Source organism: Rugosimonospora acidiphila, from assembly GCF_039543385.1.
In the GTDB taxonomy this organism is placed as follows: Bacteria; Actinomycetota; Actinomycetes; order Mycobacteriales; family Micromonosporaceae; genus Rugosimonospora; species Rugosimonospora acidiphila.
The window spans coordinates 359,703-381,666 of the sequence record NZ_BAABJQ010000005.1; the positions used below are offsets into that span (position 1 = coordinate 359,703).

19 protein-coding genes and 1 pseudogene are annotated in these 21,964 nt (G+C 73.3%); 6 read left to right on the forward strand and 14 right to left on the reverse strand.

Features of this window, described 5'->3' with window-relative positions:
• Window positions 1-76: 76 nt before the first annotated feature.
• Together ABEA87_RS11690 and ABEA87_RS11695 are read left to right on the forward strand one after the other, a co-directional pair.
• Complete coding sequence (locus ABEA87_RS11690) at window positions 77-316, forward strand: mycoredoxin (protein WP_345628772.1); 240 nt, start codon at window positions 77-79, stop codon at window positions 314-316.
• A 213-nt stretch (window positions 317-529) separates the two neighbouring features.
• The gene (locus tag ABEA87_RS11695; RefSeq protein WP_345628936.1) at window positions 530-763 is read left to right on the forward strand and encodes a hypothetical protein; all 234 of its coding nucleotides are present in this window, start codon (window positions 530-532) and stop codon (window positions 761-763) included.
• A 67-nt stretch (window positions 764-830) separates the two neighbouring features.
• Here the strand turns inward: ABEA87_RS11695 and nudC are convergent, their stop codons facing one another.
• The 8 genes and pseudogenes from nudC to ABEA87_RS11735 form a co-directional block, all read right to left on the reverse strand.
• Window positions 831-1,706 carry an NAD(+) diphosphatase gene (nudC, locus tag ABEA87_RS11700; RefSeq protein ID WP_345628938.1) on the reverse strand — a complete coding sequence of 292 codons (876 nt, stop codon included), beginning with the start codon at window positions 1,704-1,706 and terminating at the stop codon, window positions 831-833.
• Between the two features lie 359 nt (window positions 1,707-2,065).
• Window positions 2,066-3,373 (reverse strand): annotated as a pseudogene (locus ABEA87_RS11705) (M16 family metallopeptidase); the annotation flags it as partial.
• A complete protein-coding gene (locus ABEA87_RS11710) occupies window positions 3,370-4,695 on the reverse strand; it encodes a M16 family metallopeptidase (RefSeq protein ID WP_345628774.1) in 1,326 nt (441 codons plus the stop codon). The gene ABEA87_RS11710 and the pseudogene ABEA87_RS11705, both read right to left, overlap by 4 nt.
• Before the next feature lie 158 nt (window positions 4,696-4,853).
• Entirely contained in the window at window positions 4,854-5,801 is a 948-nt protein-coding gene (locus ABEA87_RS11715) for a hypothetical protein (protein ID WP_345628776.1), read from the reverse strand.
• Window positions 5,802-5,821: 20 nt separating this feature from the next.
• On the reverse strand, window positions 5,822-5,992 hold the full coding sequence (locus ABEA87_RS11720) for a hypothetical protein (RefSeq protein ID WP_345628778.1): 171 nt from the start codon (window positions 5,990-5,992) through the stop codon (window positions 5,822-5,824).
• Between the two features lie 65 nt (window positions 5,993-6,057).
• Complete coding sequence (locus ABEA87_RS11725; protein ID WP_345628780.1) at window positions 6,058-9,402, reverse strand: ATP-dependent helicase; 3,345 nt, start codon at window positions 9,400-9,402, stop codon at window positions 6,058-6,060.
• Window positions 9,399-12,809, reverse strand: coding sequence for an ATP-dependent helicase (locus tag ABEA87_RS11730; protein WP_345628782.1), 3,411 nt, complete (start codon window positions 12,807-12,809; stop codon window positions 9,399-9,401). The genes ABEA87_RS11725 and ABEA87_RS11730 overlap by 4 nt, the downstream gene beginning before the upstream one ends.
• A gap of 85 nt (window positions 12,810-12,894) precedes the next feature.
• A complete protein-coding gene (locus ABEA87_RS11735) occupies window positions 12,895-13,716 on the reverse strand; it encodes an LOG family protein (RefSeq protein ID WP_345628784.1) in 822 nt (273 codons plus the stop codon).
• A gap of 70 nt (window positions 13,717-13,786) precedes the next feature.
• Between ABEA87_RS11735 and ABEA87_RS11740 the strand changes: the two genes are divergently transcribed.
• Window positions 13,787-13,939, forward strand: coding sequence for a hypothetical protein (locus ABEA87_RS11740; protein WP_345628786.1), 153 nt, complete (start codon window positions 13,787-13,789; stop codon window positions 13,937-13,939).
• A 186-nt stretch (window positions 13,940-14,125) separates the two neighbouring features.
• Here the strand turns inward: ABEA87_RS11740 and dapE are convergent, their stop codons facing one another.
• Window positions 14,126-15,205 carry a succinyl-diaminopimelate desuccinylase gene (gene dapE / locus ABEA87_RS11745; protein ID WP_345628788.1) on the reverse strand — a complete coding sequence of 360 codons (1,080 nt, stop codon included), beginning with the start codon at window positions 15,203-15,205 and terminating at the stop codon, window positions 14,126-14,128.
• Between the two features lie 23 nt (window positions 15,206-15,228).
• Here dapE and dapD point away from each other — a divergent pair, with 23 nt between their 5' ends.
• Window positions 15,229-16,176 carry a 2,3,4,5-tetrahydropyridine-2,6-dicarboxylate N-succinyltransferase gene (gene dapD, locus ABEA87_RS11750; RefSeq protein WP_425570853.1) on the forward strand — a complete coding sequence of 316 codons (948 nt, stop codon included), beginning with the start codon at window positions 15,229-15,231 and terminating at the stop codon, window positions 16,174-16,176.
• A 141-nt stretch (window positions 16,177-16,317) separates the two neighbouring features.
• Here dapD and dapC read toward each other — a convergent pair whose 3' ends face one another.
• Together dapC and fdxA are read right to left on the reverse strand one after the other, a co-directional pair.
• Window positions 16,318-17,442: a succinyldiaminopimelate transaminase gene (gene dapC, locus ABEA87_RS11755; protein ID WP_345628942.1), complete on the reverse strand. Its 1,125-nt coding sequence runs from the start codon at window positions 17,440-17,442 to the stop codon at window positions 16,318-16,320.
• Between the two features lie 41 nt (window positions 17,443-17,483).
• Window positions 17,484-17,810 (reverse strand): ferredoxin, encoded by a 327-nt coding sequence (gene fdxA, locus ABEA87_RS11760; RefSeq protein WP_239133366.1) that lies wholly within the window; start codon window positions 17,808-17,810, stop codon window positions 17,484-17,486.
• 83 nt (window positions 17,811-17,893) lie between these two features.
• Here fdxA and ABEA87_RS11765 point away from each other — a divergent pair, with 83 nt between their 5' ends.
• Entirely contained in the window at window positions 17,894-18,859 is a 966-nt protein-coding gene (locus ABEA87_RS11765; protein WP_345628789.1) for a GNAT family N-acetyltransferase, read from the forward strand.
• Here the strand turns inward: ABEA87_RS11765 and ABEA87_RS11770 are convergent.
• Window positions 18,849-19,313: a hypothetical protein gene (locus ABEA87_RS11770; RefSeq protein WP_345628790.1), complete on the reverse strand. Its 465-nt coding sequence runs from the start codon at window positions 19,311-19,313 to the stop codon at window positions 18,849-18,851. The two genes, ABEA87_RS11765 and ABEA87_RS11770, sit on opposite strands and share 11 nt — an antisense overlap.
• A gap of 360 nt (window positions 19,314-19,673) precedes the next feature.
• On the opposite strand from ABEA87_RS11770, the gene ABEA87_RS11775 reads away from it, so the two are divergent.
• Window positions 19,674-20,144, forward strand: a complete 471-nt coding sequence (locus ABEA87_RS11775) for a hypothetical protein (RefSeq protein WP_345628791.1) — start codon at window positions 19,674-19,676, stop codon at window positions 20,142-20,144.
• A 101-nt stretch (window positions 20,145-20,245) separates the two neighbouring features.
• Here ABEA87_RS11775 and ABEA87_RS11780 read toward each other — a convergent pair whose 3' ends face one another.
• Together ABEA87_RS11780 and mshB are read right to left on the reverse strand one after the other, a co-directional pair.
• The gene (locus ABEA87_RS11780; protein WP_345628792.1) at window positions 20,246-20,992 is read right to left on the reverse strand and encodes a ribosomal eL19 family protein; all 747 of its coding nucleotides are present in this window, start codon (window positions 20,990-20,992) and stop codon (window positions 20,246-20,248) included.
• A 30-nt stretch (window positions 20,993-21,022) separates the two neighbouring features.
• The gene (gene mshB / locus ABEA87_RS11785) at window positions 21,023-21,886 is read right to left on the reverse strand and encodes an N-acetyl-1-D-myo-inositol-2-amino-2-deoxy-alpha-D-glucopyranoside deacetylase (RefSeq protein ID WP_345628944.1); all 864 of its coding nucleotides are present in this window, start codon (window positions 21,884-21,886) and stop codon (window positions 21,023-21,025) included.
• Window positions 21,887-21,964 lie beyond the last annotated feature (78 nt).

The window sequence follows — 21,964 nt, forward strand, 5'->3', positions numbered from 1 at the left end:
CCGCCACAGCAAGGCATCATGTCAGCCCGGTCGGACGTTCTAGTGCTTGCCTAGGCCAACTATGAGGAGGACCGCCGTGTTGACCATGTATTCGACCACGTGGTGCGGGTACTGCCGTCGGCTCAAGACGCAGATGGACCGCGAGGGTATCGAGTATTCGGTCGTCGACATCGAGCAGGACACCGCCGCGGCGGACTTCGTGATGACCGTCAACGGCGGCAACCAGACGGTGCCGACGCTGCGGTTCGAGGACGGAACGGCGCTGACCAACCCCACGATCGTGCAGGTCAAGGAGAAGCTGGCCGCTCAGGTCTGACGGCCGGCCGCTCGGGGTTCGACGCCTCGGCGGCTTCAAGATCGCACCACCCCGGTACCGGGCAGGAGCACGCCTCCGGCCCGGTACCCGTGTATACCGCGCGTGCCACCCCGCGAAGGATTTCGCCGTGAAGGGTTGCACGGAGGGGAGTTGCGTATGAACATGACAAGTGGCATCTGCGAGTTGCAAAACGCCGCTCTCCCGGAGTTGCACATGCGCTATCTGATCGTCCGGACCGACATCCGTCCCAGCCAGCCCAACGAGGTGTCCGAGGCCTACGCCTGCGGAACCCGCCTGCGCGACGAGAACACCACGCCGGAGACCCGGCGGCAGACCATGACGGCGGACAACCGCGACGCGGCGTTGCACCTGGCCAGGGCGCTGTCGACCAGCGGCTCGGTGCGCAACGGCCGCCAGCGGGTCAAGGTCATCAAGCTCGGCCTCTGAACCGAAGCTCGGCCTCTGAACCGCTCCCCGCTTCGGGGAGGGGCGGGCCAAACCGGTTGGTGCGGCCCTACGAGCGGCCGGCGAGCCACTCAGTGAGCAGGAAGTGCGCGATCGACGAGGCCATCGGCAGGCCGAAGTCGTCGCGCTCGCCGCTGAGTACCCCGCGCACCTCCGCGCGGGTGAACCACCGGGCCGACGCGATCTCGGCCTCGTCCACCTGTACCGGCTGCTCCGGGTCCGCCTGGGCGGTGAAGCCGAGCATCAGCGAGCCCGGGTACGGCCAGGCCTGGCTGCCCATGTACCGCAGCCGGTTGACCCGTACCCCGACCTCCTCGCCGACCTCCCGGACCACCGCCGCCTCGGCCGACTCGCCGGCCTCCACGAACCCGGCCAGGCACGAGAAGCGCCGCACCCACCCCGGGTTGGTCCACGCCGCGTTGTGCCCGAGCAGGCAGCGGCCCTGCTCCCCCGGTGTCCCGTCGTGCACCAGCATGATGACCGCCGGGTCGGTACGGGGCCAGTGGGTGTCGCCGGCCGGACCCCGCCTGGCCCAGCCCGCGTCGACCGGGGTGGTCGGCTGCCCGTCCCGGGGCGAGAACCGGTGCCGCGCGTGCCAGTTGGACAGCGCCACGGCGGCGAGCAGCAGGCCGCCCTCGAGGTCGTCCAGCTCGTGCCCGATCTCGCGAGCGGTGGCCCGCCGGGCGCCGTCCACCTCCGGCAGCGGGGCGAGCACGGCGAAGTAGGGCGTACCGGCCTCGTCCTCGCCCAGGAACATCCGGTCGCCCTCGGGCGCGCCGGCGGCGTCCACGAACATCAGGTGCCCGTCGCGGTAGAGCGCGTTGACGCCGTCGACGATCAGTACCTTCGCCCGGAACCACGCATCGGCCAGCCAGATCTCGTCCGCGCGCCGGTGCGCCACCCGCTGCAGGCCCGTGCGGGACAGCGGCGGGACGCCCGGCTCCCGGCCGGGGCGCGCCGACGGCCCGGCCGGTGCCGCGCCGTCGCGCGCCGAGGGCGCGGTGGGCGACACCGGACCGGCCGAGGCACCAGCGACCGGGGCACCAGCGACCGGGGCGGAACCGTTCGGGGCCGACCCGTTCGGGGCCGACCCGTTCGTGGGCGCCTCCGGGGTAGATCCCTCCCGCGGACGCCCGTTCCGGTCCGGTTCGGCCACGCGATGATTGCCGGGCGCTTCGGTCACGCTCCCGCACTCCCGGCCGCGGCCGCGCCGCTCGCCGGACCCGCGCCGCCCGTGGTCTCCTGCTCCGCGACCTCCGTGAGCCCGGTGGCCTGCCGCACACCCTCACGGTGCACCGCGCTCAGCGCGCCGAGCGGACCCTCCACCCGATCGGCGTCGCCCAGCACCACCGTCACGCCGCGCGTCGGCGCCAGGTACTTGGTCGCCGCGGCCGCCACGTCGTCAAGGGTGGCCGCCGCGAGCCGGGCGGCGTGCTCCGCGAGGTAGTCCAGGCGCAGGCCGTAGCCCGCGTACGTGCTGGCCAGGCCGGCCAGTCCGGACTGGGTGGACATGCCGAGCTGGAGGGTGCCCAGGGCGTACTGCCGGGCCTGCTCCAGCTCCTCCTCCTTGGGCGGCAGGCTGGCCAGCCGGCCCAACTCGTACCACGTCTCCAGCAGGGCCGGCCCGGTGACCTCGGTGGCGACCTCGGCCGAGACGGTCAGCATGGTGCCGGCGATGGAGTGCTCCACCACCGAGTGCGGTCCGTAGGTGTACCCCTTGTCCTCGCGGATGTTCTCGACCCAGCGGGACGAGAAGTATCCGCCGAAGATGAGGTTAGCCAGCTGCAGCGCGGCGTGATCGGGATGGGTCCGGGGTACCCCGGGCAGCGCGATGCGCAGCGACGACTGCACCGAACCGGGCCGGTCGACCAGGGTCAGCGGCCCGGGCTCCAGCGCCGGGACCGGCGGCAGCTCGATGAGTCGACCGTCGCCTCCCCACCCGGACAGCTTGCGCTCCGCCTCGTCCAGCATCCGCTCCGGCGGCACGTCACCGACCAGCACCAGGATGCCGCCGTTGGGATGGACGCGCTCGCCGTGCAGGGCGCGCAGCAGCTCCGGCGCGACCTCCTTGACGTCCGCGGCCTCCGGGGTCTGCACCGCGTACGGGTGGTTGCCGTACACCCGCTTCAGCAGGGCCACCCGGGCCAGGTGCGCGGGCTGGCTCTGGGCCACCTGGATCCGGTCGACCAACCGGTCCCGCTCGGTGGCCACCTCGTCCGCCGGGTACGCGGCCCGCTCGAGCACGTCGGCCATGATCTCCAGCAGCCGGGGCAGCCCGGCGGCCAGGGAGTTGCCGGAGACGAGCAGCCGGTCGGGGTCGGCGCCGGAGCCGAGCGCGCCACCGACGGTCTGCAGCTCGGCCGCGATGTCCACGGTGGACATGTCGGCGGTGCCGGAGAACATGGTCTGCGTCAACAGTGCCGACGGGGCCAGCTCGGTCTGCGCGAACGGGACGCGCAGCCGCACCTCGACCAGGGGCACCGAGGACCGCTGGATGGCCAGCACGGTCAGCCCGTTGGGCAGCCGGCGCTCGGCGGTCTGCGGCACGTGCAGCTCGCGGGTCGGCTCCAGCGGCGGAACTGGGCGGGTCACTTGGTACCTCCGGAGTTGCCGACCTGAACCTCGACGGTGGCCCGGCGCTGGGGCCGCAGCTGCGCCGCGGCGGCGACGATCTGCTCCTCGGTGACCTGGCTGAGCAGCCGGGGTAGCTCATTTATCAGGCCAGGATCGGAGCGCTGCTGCTCCAGCACGGCCATCCGCAGCGCCCGGCCGAGCACCGCGTCGGTGTCGCGGAGCAGGTGGGTGCCCATCCGCGCCACCGTGCGCTCCAACTCGCCGGTGGTCAGCCCGTCGGTGGCGATGCGATCGGTCTCCTCGTCGATCGTGCGCAGCACCTTGTCCACATCGCCGCTCGGGGGCAGGTGGGCCTGCAGCAGCAGTGCGGTCGGGTCGCGGGTCTCGAACGGCTCGCCCATGAAGCCGAGGTACCCGCCGATGCTGGTGGCCGCCCGGTCGCGCATGACCAGCCGCTGCACCAGCCGGGACGCGTCCCCGTCGGTGAGCACCTCGGCCAGCACGACGTACGGCAGGTATGCGGTGAAGTCGTCGATCGGGTTGGGTACCCGCCAGGCACTGGCCACCGCCGGCAGCGGGGCCAGCCGGTCCACGTACGCGGAGCGGCGCTCAGCCGTGAGGTCGGGTTCCTGGAAGTCGGGCCGCTTCGGGGCCGGGCCGGCCGGCACGTCGCCGAACTGCGCCTCGACCAGCCGGGTCGCCTGGGCGACGTCGATGTCCCCGCTGACCGCGAGCACCGCGTTGCCGGCGGCGTAGAAGCGCTCGAAGAAGCTCTGCGCGTCGGCCACCGTGGCCGACTCAAGATCGACGAAGGAGCCGTACCCGTCGTGGGCGTTGGGGAACGTGTCGAACATGACCGGCGGCAGCTTCAGCCAGGGGAAGCCGCCGTACGGTCGGTTGAGCACGTTGACCCGGATCTCCTCCTTGACCACGTCCACCTGGTTGCGCAGGTTCTCCTCGGTCAACCGCGGCCCACGCATCCGGTCCGCCTCCAGGAACAGCGTGCGCTCCAGGGCGTTGGACGGCAGGGTCTCGAAGTAGTCGGTGTAATCCAGGTGGGTGGAGCCGTTGAAGGTGCCGCCGGCGCCCTGGACGTACCTGAAATGGGCGAGCTTCTCCAGATTCTTCGAGCCCTGGAACATCAGGTGCTCGAAGAGGTGGGCGAAGCCGGTGCGCCCCTCCGGTTCGGAACGGATGCCGACGTCGTACACCACGGCCACTCCGATCACGGGTGCGGAACGGTCGGGCGCCAGCACCACCCTCAGCCCATTGGGCAGGGTGAACCGCTCGATCGGGTAGTTGGTGGCAGGAATGTCGACTGCGGCGCTACGAGAAGACACGACTGCGACCTTAACTCGTTTCGGCCATGCCGTGGACTGGCGGACCTCCTCCGGCTTCGCCGGCGCGCTCCCGAGTCGGCCGGGGCCCGCCCACCGGCCGGGCCCAGGTCGCCCGTGGCCCCCCACCGGCCGGGGTCGTGCGGGTCGCCACGCCGCCGTCAGGTGGGCCGGACCGACTCCAGGACCTGATTGACGACCGGGTCGAACTGGCTGACCGTGTTCGGGATCGAGACGTAGAGCACCGCCGCGTTCGGCCGGCCGACGTCGATCAACGCCAGGCCGACCAGTTCGCTGGAGGCCTTGAGCCCGTCGCTGTGGAAGTGCAGCCGGAACTCGCTGACCCAGGCCGGCCTGCCGCCCAGGTTGGTCACCTCGTCCCGCATGGTGTCCATGGTCGTCGGCTGGGGGTAGTAGGAGGCCCGGACGTCGGCCAGCACCTGGTGGCCGGTGCACTTCAGGTCCAGCGTGAGGGCGTCGTTCTCGGCGGCCGGCACGTTGCCCGACAGGATCGACGCGTGGTAGTCGCCGCCCGGGTAGGTCTCGGTGACGAAGTGCTGGCCGACGCCGTACTTGACGTGCAGGTCACCGGCGGTCCACACCTGGTTCCAGGGCTGCCACGGGGCGCCCTGCGCCGCGTACGAGATACCGGACTGGGTGTCGACGGTGCGCGGGCCGGGCGGCGGCGGGGGTGGCGACGGCAGGTTCTGCGGGTCGGCCGACGGCGGCGGGCAGGCCTTGGCCAGCGGCGGCAGGACATTCGACGGCCCGGCGGCGCGCTGCAGCGGACTGCTGCCGCTCATGGAGAGGACCAGCAGGATCACCGCACCGAGCACCACGATCAACCCGGCGGAGCCGCCGAACCAGAGCAGGGTGCGGCGCTGGCGCGCCGCGGGATCCAGCTTGGGCTTGCCGAACTGGATCACATCGGGCTCGGCCGGCGGCGCGGCGTTGAGCTGGGTGATCGTGCCGGAACGCGACCACTCGGTCCGGCCGGGCCTCGCGTCGAGGCGAGTGGCCGCGGGCGGCGACGGTGGGTACACCACGGTGACCGGCGAGGACGAATCTTCCGACTCCGGCTTGGCCCAGGGTGACTGCTGATCGGACATCTCTCGCCAGTGTCCCCCACTCACCGGCGGTCTGCGACACCACCCGGGTGAATCACCGTCACGATAGGGGTACGAGTCGACGGCGGCGCCGCGTACCAGGGCGACAGCACGGCGACCGCGGCGAGCAGAAGGCCGGCCGTCGCCAGCACCGCCACCATCAGCAGCTCACGAAATCCAATGCCACGACCCACCGCGCTCCTTCCCCCGCGGACAGGATCGTTGATGGCCGACGCGCAGTAACAGACTGCTGTCGGGATCACGTCTGCGGCGCTCCGGCCGGTAGCGCGATGAGCAGCGCCTTTAGTCCTTCCAGGTCGAGAAGATCGGCCGGACGGACAGTGACCCCATCGGCCACGTAGTGGAAGGCGGCCCGGACCCGGTGCACCGGTACCCCCGCCAACTCGGCCCAGGCGATCCGGTACGCGGCCAGCTGCACGGCCGCCGCCTCCGCTTCCCGGCCGGGAGCCGGGCGGCGTCCGGTCTTCCAGTCCACGACGTCGTAGCGGCCGTCGCCGTCGGCGAAGACGGCGTCCATCCGGCCACGGATCACGATCCCGGCCACGGTGATCGAGAACGGGACCTCGACGCGTACCGGCTCGCGGTCGGCCCACTCGCTCTCCTCGAACCGCTTGCGGAGATCGATCATGACCTCGTCCGGTGCCGCGTCCTCATCGCCGGCCCCGGGCAGCTCGTCGAGATCGAGCAGCTGATCGGCGCCGAACCGCTGCTCCATCCAGGCGTGGAACGCGGTGCCCCGGCGCGCGTACGGGTCCGGGCGGGCGGGCAGCGGCCGGCGAAGCGTTCGGGCCAGGGCCTCCGGATCCCTACGCAGCGCGACCAGCTGCGATACCGAGAGGTGGCCGGACAGGGCGACATCGACCGGCGCGTTCGGGTCGGGCGTCAGCCGGGCGCGCTCGGCAAGCAGCAGCTCCACCTCGTGGGCCCAGTCCGGCTCCCCGGCCCCGCCGCCGCCCGCCGCGACCGCCGACGGATCGGCCAGTGCCTCCGGACCGCCCGACGCCGCCGGGGTCGGCTGGGACGCCAGGGCCGACTGGGCCGCCCGCACCAGGTCGGCGGCCCGCTCCAGTACCGGTCGGCGCGCGCCGAGCGGGTCGGCCGGCCAGCTGGCGGCCACCGCCTCCACCGCGGTCGGATTGGACTCGTCGGGCTCCGGCGGGGGCGTCCACTCATCGACGATCCCGGCGCCGTCCAGACACGCGCCGCGGATCTCGTCCAGGAACGGCGACGGCCCCCGCGGCCGCTTCGTACCCTCGCCCCACCAGTACCCGGAGCACAGCAGCAGCCGCCGGGGCCGGGTGACCCCGACGTAGGCCAGCCGCCGCTCCTCCCGCTCGTCGTGCGCCCGCCAGTCGGTGCCGAACTCGGCCAGCGCGCCGGCCATCGCCTTCTGGTCCGTCACCCCGGAGAGCCCCAGCCGGGGCAGACCGTCGCGGTCACCGCGCAGCGGAAACGGCAACACGCCGAGCCCACCCAGGTAGTGGTCGCTCGACTTGACCCCGCCGGGGAAGATCCCGGCGGACAGCCCGGCGACCGCCACCACGTCCCACTCCAGGCCCTTGGCCGCGTGGCCGGTGAGGATCTGCACCGCGCCCTCGACCACCTCCACCTCGCCCGAGGGCAGCCCGCGCTCCTCGGACTCGGCCGCCTCCAGGTAGGCCAGGAACCCGGTCAGCGTCGCGGCGTCGGCCTCGCTGGCGAACCGCGCCGCCACCTCGCCGAACGCGTCCAGATGCGCGCGGGCCAGGCCGGCGTCGCCCGGCCGGGTCGCCACCTCGACGTCCAGCCCGATGGTCCGCTCGATGTCGGCGATCAGATCCGGCAGCGGCTGGTCCAGCCGGCGGCGCAGCGCCCGCAGCTCGGCGCCCAGCGCGGCGAACCGGCGGTGGCCCTCCGCCGAGTACCGGGACGCCTCGCCCGGCTCGTCCAGCGCCTCGGCCAGGGTCGCCTCGTCGAGCCGGTCGGGAACCAGCGCCCCGGCCTCCCGGTCATCGCCGCCCGCCCGGCCCGGTCCGTGGAGCGCGTCGACCGCGATGGCCCGAGCCCGGCCGTACAGGGCCACCAGGTCCCGGGCGCCGATCCGCCAGCGCGGCCCGGTCAGCAGCCGGAGCAGGGCGGCCCCCTCGGCCGGGTCGGCCAGCACCCGCAGGGTGCTCACCACGTCGCGGACCTCGGGCGTGTCGAGTAGGCCGCCCAGCCCCACCACGTCGACCGGGAGACCGCGGGAGCGCAGGGCCGCCTCGATCGCCGGGATCTGTGCCCGCACCCGGATCAGCACCGCCGTGGTCGGCCGCAGCTCGACCGGGATCTCGCCGGGCTCGGCGGTCGAATCGGCGGCGTAGCGCCAGGCGGCGACGATCCGGTCGGCGATCCACTCCGCCTCGTCGGCGAAGGTGGGCAGCAGGGCGCAGCGCACCGTCGCCAGGTCGGCGCCGCCGGCCACCGAGGGGGCGGCGGACAGCCGGGCCACCTGATGGCCGAAGGCCCGCAGCGGTTCGGACAGGGTGTTGGCCACCCGCAGGATCTCCGGCCGGTTGCGCCAGCTCGTGGACAGCTGCAGGCGGGCCGCCGGCTCGCCGCTGACGTGCTGGAACTCGTCCCGGAACCGGTCCAGCGTGCCGGCGCTGGCGCCGCGCCAGCCGTAGATGGACTGGCACGGATCGCCGACGGCGGTGACCGGGTGGCCGCCGCCGTACAGCGCGCGCAGCAGCACCACCTGGGCGTGGCTGGTGTCCTGGTACTCGTCGAGCAAAACCACCCGGTACCGGTCGCGCTCGATCGCGCCGACCTCGGGGTGGTCGCGGGCGACCCGGGCGGCCCGGGCCAGCTGGTCGCCGAAGTCCATCGCCTCCAGGGTTCGCTTGCGTTCGGTGTACGCCCGGACCAGCGGCAACAGCTGCAGCCGGGCGCGCTGGCGCTTGAGCGCCTCGTTGACGTCCCGGTAGACCCGCCCACGCGCGGCCGTCACCTCGGCGTGGAACCGCCCGGTCCAGCCGGCCAGCTGGTCGGGGTCGACCAGGTGCTCGGCGAGATCACCGGCGAGGTGCAGTACGGCGTCGGTCACCGTGCTCGGAGCCGAGGCCACCTCGGACATGTCGCCGTCGTACCCGCGCACCACCGCGTCGGCGAGCTGCCAGCAGCTGGCCTCGGTGAGCAGCCGGTTGGTGGGTTCGAACCCGGCCCGCAGGCCGTGCTCGGTGACTATCCGGGCCGCGTACGAGTGGTACGTGGCGATCGCCGGCTCCCCCGCGATCAGGTCGTCCCGGCCCAGCCTCCGGACCAGTTGGGAGAGCCGGGCTCGTACCCGGTGGGCCAGCTCACCGGCCGCCTTGCGGGTGAAGGTGAGGCCGAGGATCTGCTCCGGCCGCACGTACCCGTTGGCGACCAGCCACACCACCCGGGCGGCCATGGTCTCGGTCTTGCCCGAGCCGGCCCCGGCCACCACGAGCAGCGGGGTGAGCGGCGCCGAGATGATCGCTACCTGCTCGGGGGTGGGCGGGTGGCGCAGGCCGAGCAGCCGGGACAGCTCGGCCGGCGTGTACCGCGGCCCGGCGGACGCGGCCGGCCGGTCCCCGGGCCTCACGGCTCGTCCCCGGTGACCTGCCGACCTTTGCCGGAGACCGGACACGATGTGCGGACCGGACACGCCCGGCATTTCGAGTTGACCACCGCCTGGAAGGTGGCCGCCGCCATGGTGGCCGCGGTCCGCCGCACCATCGTGGTGGCCCAGGCCGGATCCGCCGACTCGGCCAGTGGCGGCTGCTCCTGCTCCTTGGCCGCGGCGTGGCTGCCGAGCTGCACCAGCGACGCGCCGCCCGGCTCGTCGCCGACGTCGGGGAAGGCGCCCAGCTCGACCGCGGCCTGGTACGCGCCGAGCTGCGGCTGGGTCGGTAGGTCCGCCTCGGTGACCGAGGTGCTCTTGCCGGTCTTGAGGTCGATCACCACCAGCCGCCCCTGGTCGTCGACCTCCAGCCGGTCGACCCGCCCCTTGATCCTCACCACGTCGTCGAGCTGGACCAGGAAGTCCCGCTCGATCGCGATCAGCCGGCGCGGGTTGGCGGCGAGCCAGCCGACCAGCTTGTCGATCATGTGCTCGGCCCGGTCCCGCTCCCGCCCGGCCAACCAGCGCGCGGACAGTTCAATCTCGTCAAACCGGCCGGCGACGTATTCGATCAGCGTGTTCCGGTCGACCCGGGCGTCGGTGGCGAGCATCGCCGCGGCGTGCACGAGGTTGCCCACCCCCTGTTCGGGGCTCGGCCGGCTGGCCCCGCCGTGGCGCTCCAGAAGCCAGCGCAGGCTGCACCGCTGCACGCTCTCCACGGTCGAGGGCGTGACGGTGACCGCCTCGTCCGGCCCGGACACCGGGCGCTCGTCCGACAGCGGCGGCAGCCCCCACCAGTCGGCGGGGTCGGCGCCACGGATCCCGGCATCGGCCAGCCGGGCCAGCGCGGAGGCGGCGGCGGCCCGGCGGGCGGGTGGGGTAGCCGGGTCGATCAGCGCGGTACGCAGCTCGGCGACGAGCGCCGGGAGGGTCAGCGCCCGGGGCAGCCGGGTGGCGGTGGGCACGTCGGCGGAATCGTCGAACTCCGGATCCGACGCGAACGCGCCGCCGCCGGGCCCCGCCCCCGACCCGCCGGCACCCGCGGAGTCCGGCCCGGAGCCACCGCCGGTACTCGGCCCGGGACGACTACCGGTATCCGGCCCGCCGTCGGGGCTGGGATCGGGTGGGACCGCCCCGGAATCGCCCCGCCGCGCCGGTCCCGGGCCTCCGCCCCGGTTCAGCTCGGTCAGGAACCGGGACGGCTGCTCCTCGCCGTCCCCGGAGGCCACCGCGCTGACGATCAGGCGCCGCCGGGCCCGGGTGATCGCCACGTAGAACAGCCGGCGCTCCTCGTCCAGCAGGGCGGCGGAGCGGCCCACCGCGGTCAGCTCCCGACCAGCCAGCACGTCGACCAGCTGCTCCGAGCCCAGCACGCTGCCGCGCAGCCTCAGGTCCGGCCAGATGCCCTCCTGGACGCCCGGCACGATGACCACGTCCCACTCCAGCCCCTTGGCAGCGTGCGCGGTCAGCACCCGCACCGCGGCGCCCCGATCGGCCATCCGGGCGATGGTGTCGGCGGGCAGCTCCTGGCCGAGTACGTGATCGAGGAAGACCTCGACCCGCGCGCCGGGCAGCCGGTCGACGAACCTTGCCACGGCGTCGAACAGCACCATGACCGCGTCGAGATCCCGGTCGGCCGCGGCGCCCCGGGGACCGCCCCGGGCGCTGGCCGTCGCCCAGCGATCGGCCAGTCCGCTGCTGCGCCACAGGGCCCAGAGCACGTCCTCGGCGGTCGACGCGGGTCGGGCTGCGGTCTCCCGTACGGCCGCCAGCAGCCGGGCCACCGCGCGGGCCGGGGCCGCCCACCGCCGCTCGACGGCGGCCAGCTCGGCCGGGTCGCGCAGCGCCTCCACGAGCAGGATCCCGGAGGGGCGCGGATCGCCGGCCGCCATGGCCAGCGCCCGTAGCCCCTGCCGCAGCCGGCGCTCGGCGAGCGGGTCGGCCCCGCCCAGCGCCGAGTGCAGCAGCACGACGGCCGTCTCCTCGTCGAGCCGGTCCGGCTCCACCGCGCAGCGCAGCGCCAGCAGCAGCGGCGCCACCGCCGGCTGGAACCGCAGCGGCAGGTCCTCGGCGTGCGTGGCCAGCGGCACGCCGGCCTGCTGCAGGGCGCGCTGGAGGGTGGCCAGCACGAGGGTGGTGGACCGGACCACCACCGCCATCCGATCCCACGGCACCCCGTCGAGCAGGTGCGCCTCGCGCAGCCGGTGCGCCACGTAGGCCGCCTCGCTGGTCGCCGACCGGAAGGTGTGCACCTCCGCCCCGGCCCGGACCTCGCCCGGCAAGCCCTCGCCGGCCCGGACCTCGCCCGGTGAGCCCTCGCCCGGTGAGCCGGTCGTGAAACCGCCCGCCGGATCGCCCGGGGTGGGCTCGGCGGGCGTCAGCGCCCGGTGCCGGGCCGGGCCGCGCAGCCGGGCCGCGATCCGCGCGGTCACCGGCAGCAACTGCGGCGCCGACCGGTACGACCGGGTCAGCGTCAGGGCCGCCGCGCCGAACCGGCCCGGAAACTCGCGGATGCCTCCGGGATCCGCGCCACGGAAGGCGAAGGTCGAGGAGTCCGGGTCGGCGAAGGCCACCAGATGCGCGCCGTCGCCGGCGACCAGCGCCAGCAGGTCCAGCTGGGCCGGGTCGGTGTCGGCCAGCTCGTCGACGTACACGAAGGACAGCCGGCGGCGCTCGGCAGCCAGCAACTCGGGGTCGTCCTCGAGCAGGGCGGCGGCCGCCCGCACCAGCTCCGCGTTGTCGTACCCCACGCCGGCCCGGCCGGTGGCATCGCGCAGCGCCAGGACCTGCTCGTACTCCCGCATGAACGCGGCCGCCGCGACCCAGTCCGGCCGGCGCTGCGCCTCACCCAGCCCGGACAGCTCGGCCGGCCCGACGCCCCGCTCGGCGGCCCGCAGCAGCAGGTCGCGCAGCTGCCCGGCGAAGGCCCGGGTGCGCAGCGCCGGGCGCAGCTCGGCCGGCCAGCCCGCGGTGCCCCCGGCCAGCAGCTCGCGGATGATCAGATCCTGTTCGGGGCCGGTGAGCAACCGCGGCGACGGCTCGCCGCGCTCCGCGGCGGCCGCGCGGAGCAGCCCGAACGCGTACCCGTGGAAGGTGCGCACCAGCGGCTCGGCGGTGGCCCGCCCGACCTCGCCGATCCGTGCCTCGATCCGTTCGCGCAGCCGGCCCGCCGAGCGCCGCCCGAAGGTCAGCGCGAGGATGCGGTCCGGTACCACGCCCTCGGCCACCCGCGCGGCCACCGCCTCGACGAGCGTCGTGGTCTTTCCGGTGCCCGGCCCCCCGATCACCAGCAGCGCGCCGGCCCGGTGCCCGGCCACCCGGCTCTGCCGCTCATCGAGGGCGACCTCGTCGCGACGCGGGCGCGCCGGACGCAGCAGCCGGTAACTCACGCGACCATGAGAACACGCAGGGACGACATCGGCCCACACGGCGTGTCCGCGGCGTGGCGTAGCCAACCCGCGCGCCGCCCGCCCGTCAGTCCCCCGTGGCGTCCTCGCTGGCCAGTCGCGCGGCGGCGGCCCGCTCCGCGGCCTCCTGTTCGGCCACTATCGCGGCGTCCGCCTCGACGATGTACCGCACCGCCTCATCCACATCGTCGGTGAGGCGGATCAGGTCCAGGTCCAGCGGGCTGATCTTCCCGCCGGCGGCCATCGCCTTACTCATCCAGTCGAGCAGCCCCCGCCAGTAGTCGGTGCCCATCAGCACCACCGGAAACCGGGTCACCTTGCGGGTCTGCACGAGGGTGAGCGCCTCGAACAGCTCGTCCATCGTGCCGAACCCGCCGGGCAGCACCGCGAATGCCTGCGCGTACTTGACGAACATCGTCTTGCGGGCGAAGAAATAGCGGAAGTCGATGCCGATGTCGATCCACTCGTTGAGGCCCTGCTCGAAGGGCAGCTCGATGCCGAGCCCGACGGACAGGCCGCCCGCCTCGCTCGCGCCCCGGTTGGCCGCCCCCATGACGCCCGGCCCGCCACCGGTGATCACCGCGTATCCGGCCCGGGCGAGCGCACCACCCAACTGCTCGGCCATCACACACTCCGGGCTGTCCGGCTTGCTGCGCGCCGAGCCGAACACGCTGACGGCGCGGGGCAGATCGGCCAGCGTGTCGAAGCCGTCGACGAATTCCGAGAGGATCCGCAGGGCCCGCCACGCGTCCTTGGTCTGCCAGTCCGCGCGCAGCCGCGAGTCGAGCAGCCGCTGATCGGCGGTCGTCTGGCGAACTGCCTTGTGTCGCAGGGTTACCGAGCCTTCGCGTCGCTCGTTGGGCTGGCCGGATCCGTTCGAATTGTGCATGGCTCACACCGTAGCCAACCTGTGGGCAGGTCGCTGGCGTCATAAGGTGTGGGAATCACGGGGGTGTTGGATGACACGCGGCGACTACCGGCGCGAGCAGCGCCAGATGCGGCGACGCATCCGCGAACTGTTGGCGCAGCGGCGCACCAGTTCTGCGGGCGACGAGGCGGCGGACGTCGATCGCCGGGTGCCCGATGAGCCTGGTTCGGTGAACGCCGCGTGACCGCCGGTGACACGGCGATCCGGCCCGGACACGCCACGACCGCGGCGGAACCGCTTGGCCGCGCCATCACCGCGGCGGAACCGCTTGGCCACGCCATCACCGCGGTCCCGCCACGACCTTCGGCTCGGGCACGCCTGCCACGGACGTGACCCTCACCACAGTCGGCCCCACCGCGGCCGGCGCGGCTCACCCCAGCCAGTCGGCCAGCGTGCGCGCACCGTCACGGATCTTCTGAAGCTCCACCCGCTCGTCGCGGGCGTGCGCGACGTTGGGATCGCCGGGCCCGTAGTTCAGCGCCGGGATGCCCAGCCCAGCGAAGCGCGCCACGTCGGTCCAGCCCAGCTTCGCGGCCGGCGGCTGGCCCACCGCCGCCAGGAATTCGCGCGCCGGCGGCGCGTCCAGGCCGGGCAGCGCGCCGGGGGCGGAGTCGACCACCGTCAGGGCGAACCCGTCGAACACCTCCCGGAGGTGCTCCTCGGCCTGAGCGAGCGAGCGGTCCGGCGCGAACCGGAAGTTCACCTCGATCTCGCACGCGTCCGGGATGACGTTCCCGGCCACGCCGCCGCTGATCCGGACCGCGTTGAGCCCCTCGCGGTACTCGCAGCCATCGATGGTGACCCGACGCGCCTGGTAGTCGGCGAGCCGCCGCAACGCCTCGCCGGCCGCGTGGATGGCGTTCTCGCCGAGCCACGAGCGGGCGGCGTGCGCCCGCCGGCCCGTGGTGGCCACGATCACCCGCATCGTCCCCTGGCAACCGGCCTCGACCAGCCCGTAGGTGGGTTCGAGGAGGATCGCGAAGTCGGCGGCCAGCCACTCGGGATGGTCCTGCGCGATCCGGCGCAGCCCGTTGCGGGAGGCATCGATCTCCTCGCAGTCGTAGAAGAAGTAGCTCACGTCGTAGCGCGGCGCGGGCTTGGTGAGGGCCAGCCAGAGGGCGATGGCGGAGCCCGACTTCATATCGGAGGTACCGCAGCCGTACATGAGGTCGCCGTCCACAGTGGACGGCAGGTTGTCCGCCACCGGCACGGTGTCCAGGTGCCCGGCCAGCACGACACGCCGCTCGCGCCCCAGGCCGGTACGGGCCAGCAGGGTGTTGCCGGCGCGCCGGACGCTCAGGTGCCCGGCCCCGCGCAGCGCGGCCTCGACCGCGTCGGTGATTTCAGCCTCGTTGCCGGACACGGACTCGATGTCGACCAGTGCCCGGGTCAGGGCGACCGGATCGGTCAGGACGCCGGGCTCGAACCCGGCAGGGTGCGCTGCGCTCACCCGCTCGACCTTAGTAGTGTTCGATTGTGCAGGAATTCATCACCTCCCCGGCATGGGGCGTCGGCCTGTCCACCGTGGCCGCGGACGGCAAGCCGCTGGACGTCTGGTACCCGGCCGGCCGGCTCGGGCTCGGTGAGCCGCCCGCCGACGACCCCGGGTTCGACCCGTCCCTGACCGGAGCGCCGTCGCCGATCGGGCTGCGGACCGTGACGGTCCGCACCGTGATCTCCGATCTGTCCGAACCGCCCGTCGACGCGGCCGACGTGTACCTGCGCCTGCATCTGCTCTCGCACCGCCTGATCCGGCCGCATCAGGCCAATCTGGAGGGCATCTTCGGAAAGCTCCCCAACGTCGCCTGGACCTCGGCCGGCCCGTGCCCGCCCGACCGCGTCGACGACCTGCGCCTGGCGGTCCGCGCCGGCCGGGGCACGCTCGCGGTGTACGGGGTAGACAAGTTCCCCCGGATGACCGACTACGTGGTCCCGTCCGGGGTCCGGGTCGCCGACGCCGACCGGGTCCGGCTGGGCGCGCACCTGGCCAGCGGCACCACGGTCATGCAGGAGGGCTTCGTCAACTACAACGCCGGCACGCTGGGCGCCTCGATGGTCGAGGGCCGGATCTCCGCCGGTGTGGTGGTGGGCGACGGCTCCGACGTGGGTGGCGGATCGTCGATCATGGGTACCCTCTCCGGCGGCGGCAAGGAGGTCATCCGGGTCGGCGAGCGGTGCCTGATCGGCGCGAACGCCGGCATCGGCATCTCGCTGGGCGACGACTGCGTGGTCGAGGCGGGCTGCTACATCACGGCGGGCTCGAAGATCGCCCTGCCGTCCGGCGAGACGGTGAAGGCATCGGCGCTGTCCGGGGTGGACGGGCTGCTGTTCTGGCGCAACTCGGTCAGCGGCGCGCTGGAGGCCAAGCCGCGCACCGGCACCTCGGTCTCGCTCAACGCGGCGCTGCACGCCAACGACTGATCCGGCTACGGCGCCACGTCGCATACGTCAAAGGCCGGCACCCACCCCTCGGGGTCGCGTGCCGGCCTTTTCGCTGAGACGTGCCGGCCCGTCCGCTGCGGGGGTGCCGGCCTCCCGCTCGGAATGGCGGCCCTGGCCGGACTAGTCCAGCCGGGAGACCGCCGCGTCGATCCGCTCGTCGGTGGCGGTCAGCGCGATCCGCACGTGCCGCTGCCCGGCCGGGCCGTAGAACGTGCCGGGCGCCACGAGGATCCCCCGCTGCGCCAACCAGTCGACCGTGGCCCAGCAGTCCTCGCCCCGGGTCGACCACAGGTAGAGGCCGGCCTCCGAGTACTCCACGGTGAAGCCGGACTTCTCCAGCGCCGCACGCAGCACGCCGCGCCGCGCGCGGTACCGCTCCCGCTGCTGGTCCACGTGAGTCTCGTCGTCCAGGGCCGCGATCATCGCCGCCTGTACCGGGTACGGAACGATCATGCCGGCGTGTTTGCGTACCGCGAGCACCTCGGTGACCAGCTCCGGATCGCCGGCGATGAAGCCGGCCCGGTACCCGGCCAGGTTCGAGCGCTTGGACAGCGAGTGCACCGCCAGCACCCCGTCGTACGAGTCGGCCACCGACAACACCGAGGTCGGCTCCGCCTCCCAACCCAGCGGCAGATAGCACTCGTCGCTGGCGACGACCGCCCCGCGCTCCCGCGCCCAGTCGACCACCTTGCGCAGGTGCTCCTTGGGCAGCACGCGACCGGTCGGGTTGGACGGCGAGTTGATCCAGATCAACTTCACCGGCGCCGGTCCGATCGCGGTCAGCGAATCGGCGCGGACCACCTCGGCGCCGGCCAGCCGGGCACCGACCTCGTAGGTCGGGTAGCAGACGCTCGGGATCGCCACGGTGTCCCCGGGCCCGATGCCCAGCAGCGTGGGCAGCCAGGCGACGAGCTCCTTGGAGCCGATCGTGGGCAGCACGCCGAAACCGGGAGCCGCACCGCAGGCCCTCAGCACCCAGGCCGTGATCGCGGCACGCAGTTCGGGCGTACCCATGGTCAGCGGGTACCCCGGGGAGTTCGACGCGCCGGCAAGCGCGTCGCGGACCGCGTCCGGTACCGGGTCGACCGGGGTACCGACGGACAGGTCCACCAGGCCGTCCGGATGGGCGGCGGCACGGGCCTTGGCCGGCTCCAGCTGGTCCCACGGGAAGTCGGGGAGCCCGGCGGAGAGCCGGAGCGCTGGCGGGACCGGGGTGACCGGGCCCGCCGTGCGCGCAGAATCCAGCGGACCCGATACCGTGGCCGGGTCCTGGTCATCGTGCCGGTTCAGTGCTCGGCCTCCCGCGGCGGCTGGGCCGCCACGAACGCCGCGTCCTTGGCCACCTTGCCGACCTTCGAGGCACCGCCGGGCGAGCCGAGGTCCTCGAAGAACTCGTAGTTGGCGCCGACGTAGTCCTTCCACTGAGCCGGGACGTCGTCCTCATAGAAGATCGCCTCGACCGGGCAGACCGGCTCACACGCCCCGCAGTCGACACACTCGTCGGGGTGAATGTAGAGCATCCGGTTACCCTCGTAGATGCAATCGACCGGGCACTCTTCGATGCAGGCCTTGTCCAGCAGATCAACGCACGGCTCGGCGATGATGTAGGTCACGGGTAATCCTCTCCGCACCAGCACTTCACCGCGATCCTCCGCGGCGGTTAGAGCCTAGTATCTCGTCCCTGAGGAGGGCGATTGTGCTGGGGCCGGAAGATGTGGGACACAGGGTGGTAGTCAGGCGGATCGTCGGCGTACGCGGTGATCGTCCGGTGTACTCCGACGCGCTGGGTGAGCTCCTGGAATTCGATGACGACGGGCTCACCGTGGCCACCGCCGACGGGCCCCTCCGGATACCGGGCGACCGGGTGAGCGCGGGAAAGCGGATACCGCACCGCAGGTACGGCACCGCCGCCCTGGAACGGGTCGCCAGCCTGGCCTGGCCGGCACCGGACACCGACCGGCTGGGCGACTGGCAACTGCGGGCGGCCGGCGGCTGGACCGGTCGGGGAAACTCCGCGCTGCCCATCGGCGACCCCGGCCTGGACCTGCCGGACGCGATCGAGGCGGTACGCGCCTGGTACGCCGCCCGCGGGCTGCCGGCTCAGATCAACGTGCCGCTACCCCTGGCGCGGGCGGTCGACATCGCCCTGGACGAGCGCGGGTGGACCCGATCGCCCGCCACCCTGCTGCAGACCGTCCGGCTGGCCGATCTCGTCGCGCCGGAGCCGGGCGGCTCCGGGCACGGCGATCCGGAGGTGCGCCTCGACCCCCTGCCGGCGGCGGATTGGCTCGCCGTCGTCTCGGCCCGCAAGGGCGCACTCCCGCCGGAGGCGTACCGGCTGCTCACCGGGCCGGAGTTGGTGCGCTTCGCGGCCGTGTACGACGGCGGCCGGCTGGTCGCCAGCGCGCGAGGCACGGTGGTCTCCGGTTTCCTGCACCTGGGCCTGGTCGAGGTCGCCGAGCCGGCCCGCCGGCGCGGGCTGGCCGGCCTGGTCACCCGGGCGCTGGCCGGCTGGGCCGCCACAACCGGTGCGCACGACGCCCTGCTCCAAGTGGAGGGCCACAACGAGGCCGCCCTGGCGCTCTATGCCCGGCTCGGGTTCACCACGCATCACAGCTACGTGACGCGCCGGCTCGACGCGCCGGACCGGGTCAGCGCCTGACCACCCGGCGCGGCTTGGCCTGCTTCAGCTCCGCGTACCGCTTGAGCGCCTGTGACCGGTAGTCCTTGCCGAGCATGGTCAGCACCAGCAGCCCGAGGACGGCACCGGCGGCGGCGTAGAGCACGTACCGCCAGATCTCGCCGAAGAACAGCCCGACGCCCTCCTGGAACGGCAGCGCCCCGCCGGCCAGCGGGCCGAGCACCACCGAGAACAGGCAGCTGGCCAGGATGATCACGGCGAGGTCCGGCGCGACCCGGGCCATCGGGTACCGGCGTCCCCAGCGCACCCCCGCCCAGATCATCACCACGCCCACGACGCCGAAGACGACCAGACCGATGGTGATCTGCCCCGTGTCGCTATTCGACGCGCTGAGCCACACAATGAACCGCGCGATCAGGTTGGCTGCGAAGTTCACGCCCGCCACCAGTGCGATCGGCAGCCATCGGTCCCTCATCTCGCGTCCTCCTCACTCCGGGGTGCACCCGCACCTGGGGCTCCTCCGCCTCCGCGTCTTGCGCCCCTGGATTGTCCGCCTCGGACCGCCGGGGGCTGTCCGGGTCGTCCGGGCACGGATCGATCCGGGCGCTGGACCCGGGAGGCCGATTCCGACAAAGGCCGGGAATGCAAGAGGTATAGCGCGTCAACCTCGAAGCTCGCTATTAGTCGGCCCGGCAAATAGCGATGATCATGCCAAATACCGCTCGGGACGGGTTCCCGGCGGGCCCGATCCGACCGCACACCCTACCGATCGGGGTCCTGGCCCCGCCGGGTAATTCGCTGTCGCGCGGGGCTTGTCAGGGTTACCTTGACAGCCGTGGACGAGTATCTGAGCGCCGCACTGACCGTGGACGTGTCCGAGGCCGTGGCCACGGTGAACGCCATCGCCGTGAACGAGGCCAGCCGCCAGTCCGACCTGCTGATGGGTGGACCGATCGATCCCCACGCCCCCGACCGGCCGGACGAGTCCACGTCCGACGGGTCCGGGTCGGCGCCACCGGCGCCGCGCGGCGACGCGGACCGGTCGTCGGCCCGGCGGGAGCTGGCGAGCCAGCTCGTGCAGCTGCGCATCGACCTCGGGGTCGGCCTCGACCCGATCGGTACCCTGGTCGGCCTGCGCCGGTGGGGCGTGACCTGGGAACTGATCGCCCAGGCGGCCGGGATCAGCCGGCAGGCGGCGCACGAGCGTTGGGGACGGCGCGTCAGGCAGGTGCTGGACCGCTACGGCACCGGCGAGCTGGGCGGCCCGGTCGCCGACGACGAGGGTGACCTGCGCGACGCCGTCTGAGCCGCGCCGGCCAGCCGCGCCAGGCGAACCGCAGGCCAGGCGAACCGCAGGCCAGGCGAACCGCGCCGGTGAGTCGTGGGCCAGGCGGGCCGGGGGCCGAATTAGCGCCGGCCGCCCGGCCTGGGCGACTTGGACGAGCCGGACGGGCGCTTGGGCTTCGCCCGGGGTCCGGCCGGTTGCCCGGCAGGCGCCGCGCCCGATGCTCCGCCCGGTCCCGCCGTCGGCTCGCCCGGGGCGGGATCGGTCGACGCGCTCGCGGGGTCGTTCGCGCCCCGCGTGGGTGCGGATGACGCCTTCGCGGGGGCCGGTGGAGTCTTCGCGGGGACCGATGGGGTCTTCGCGGATGCGGATGGCTTCTTGCCAGGAGCTGGTGAGGCCTTCGCGGGTGCGCTCGCAGGGCGCCTGCCCGGGCCGACCTTCGCGGGCTCCCGCACGGGGAAGTTCGGCCGGGTGGCGCCGCCCGTTCCCGCCCGGCCACCGGCGGTCGACGGCCGGTTCAGAAACATCCGGTACGCCATGATCGCCCAGACCGCCGCGCCCACCAGGATCGCCGCCAGGCCGATGTAGTCATTGCCCGGCATCAGCACGTCACCCTCGCGGGTCTCGGTGGCCGCGACCAGCATCGTGGCGAACCAGACCACCCCGGGCAGCAGCGCCAGCCCCGCGCTTCCGGTCACCCGCCTGGTGAACCAGATCAACGCGCCGCTCGTCACGATCGCCAGCACCGGCGACAACGGCAGCGGCACGGCGCCGACGTACAGCGGGCTGAGGAAGACCTCCCACAGGCCGGTGAGGAAGCCGCCGATCAGGCCGGCGACCACCCCGGCGATCTTCAGGAACAGGTTCACGACGAGCCCGTGGTTCTCAACTGACGGCGGTCACGACGTGAGGACGGCCGGCAGGTCGATGCCCGCGAACAGGTCGTCCTCCCAGCCGTTCGGCGCGCCGGTCGGACCCTTCTCGCCCTTGGCGAGCCGGAAGTGCTCGACCCCCATGAAATCGCTGCCGAAGTTGCTCGCGACGGTGAACAGCCACGAGGTCTTGGGGATCTGCGTGGCGTGCGCCTGGAGCGCGGCCACCTTCCGCGCGGCCAGCGGGTGCCCGTCGATCCGGGCGGCGATCTCGTCGTCGGGCGAGCCGAACGGAAGATCCTCAGGCCGCTCGATTCCCTCGAACGGGTTGTCCGAGGAGTTCGCGAACGACTTGAACCCGGCCTCCAGCACGCTGCGCGGCACGGCCGTCCAGTAGATCTTCTGTGGCCCGATCCCCTCCGCGTCGGCCAGCTCGGCCGCGCGCATGGCCACCCGGTGCGCCTGGATGTGGTCCGGGTGCCCGTAGAACCCGTTCTCGTCGTAGGTCACCAGGACCTGCGGCCGGACCTCCCGGATCACCTCCAGCAGCAGCCCGGCGGCGACCTCCAGGTCGGCCTGCCAGAAGGCGCGGGGGTGCTGGTTGGTGGGCAGGCCCATCATGCCGGAGTCGCGGTACCGGCCGGCCCCGCCGAGGAACCGGTGATCGGTGACGCCCAGCGCGACGCAGGCCCTCTCCAACTCGGCGACCCGGTACCCGCCGAGCTGGTCGGCCTGTGCCGCTTCCAGCTGCGCGAGGGCCGGTACGTGGATCTCACCCTCCTCACCGAGAGTGCAGGTGATCAAGGTGACGTGTGCGCCCTCGTCGACGTAGCGGGCCATGGTCGCGCCGGTACCCGTCGACTCGTCGTCCGGGTGCGCGTGCACGAGCATGATCCGCTTTGCTGCGGTAGGGGCGGTCTCGCTGACGGTCACCCGGACACTGTACGCGGGCGGCTCACCGTATGGCCC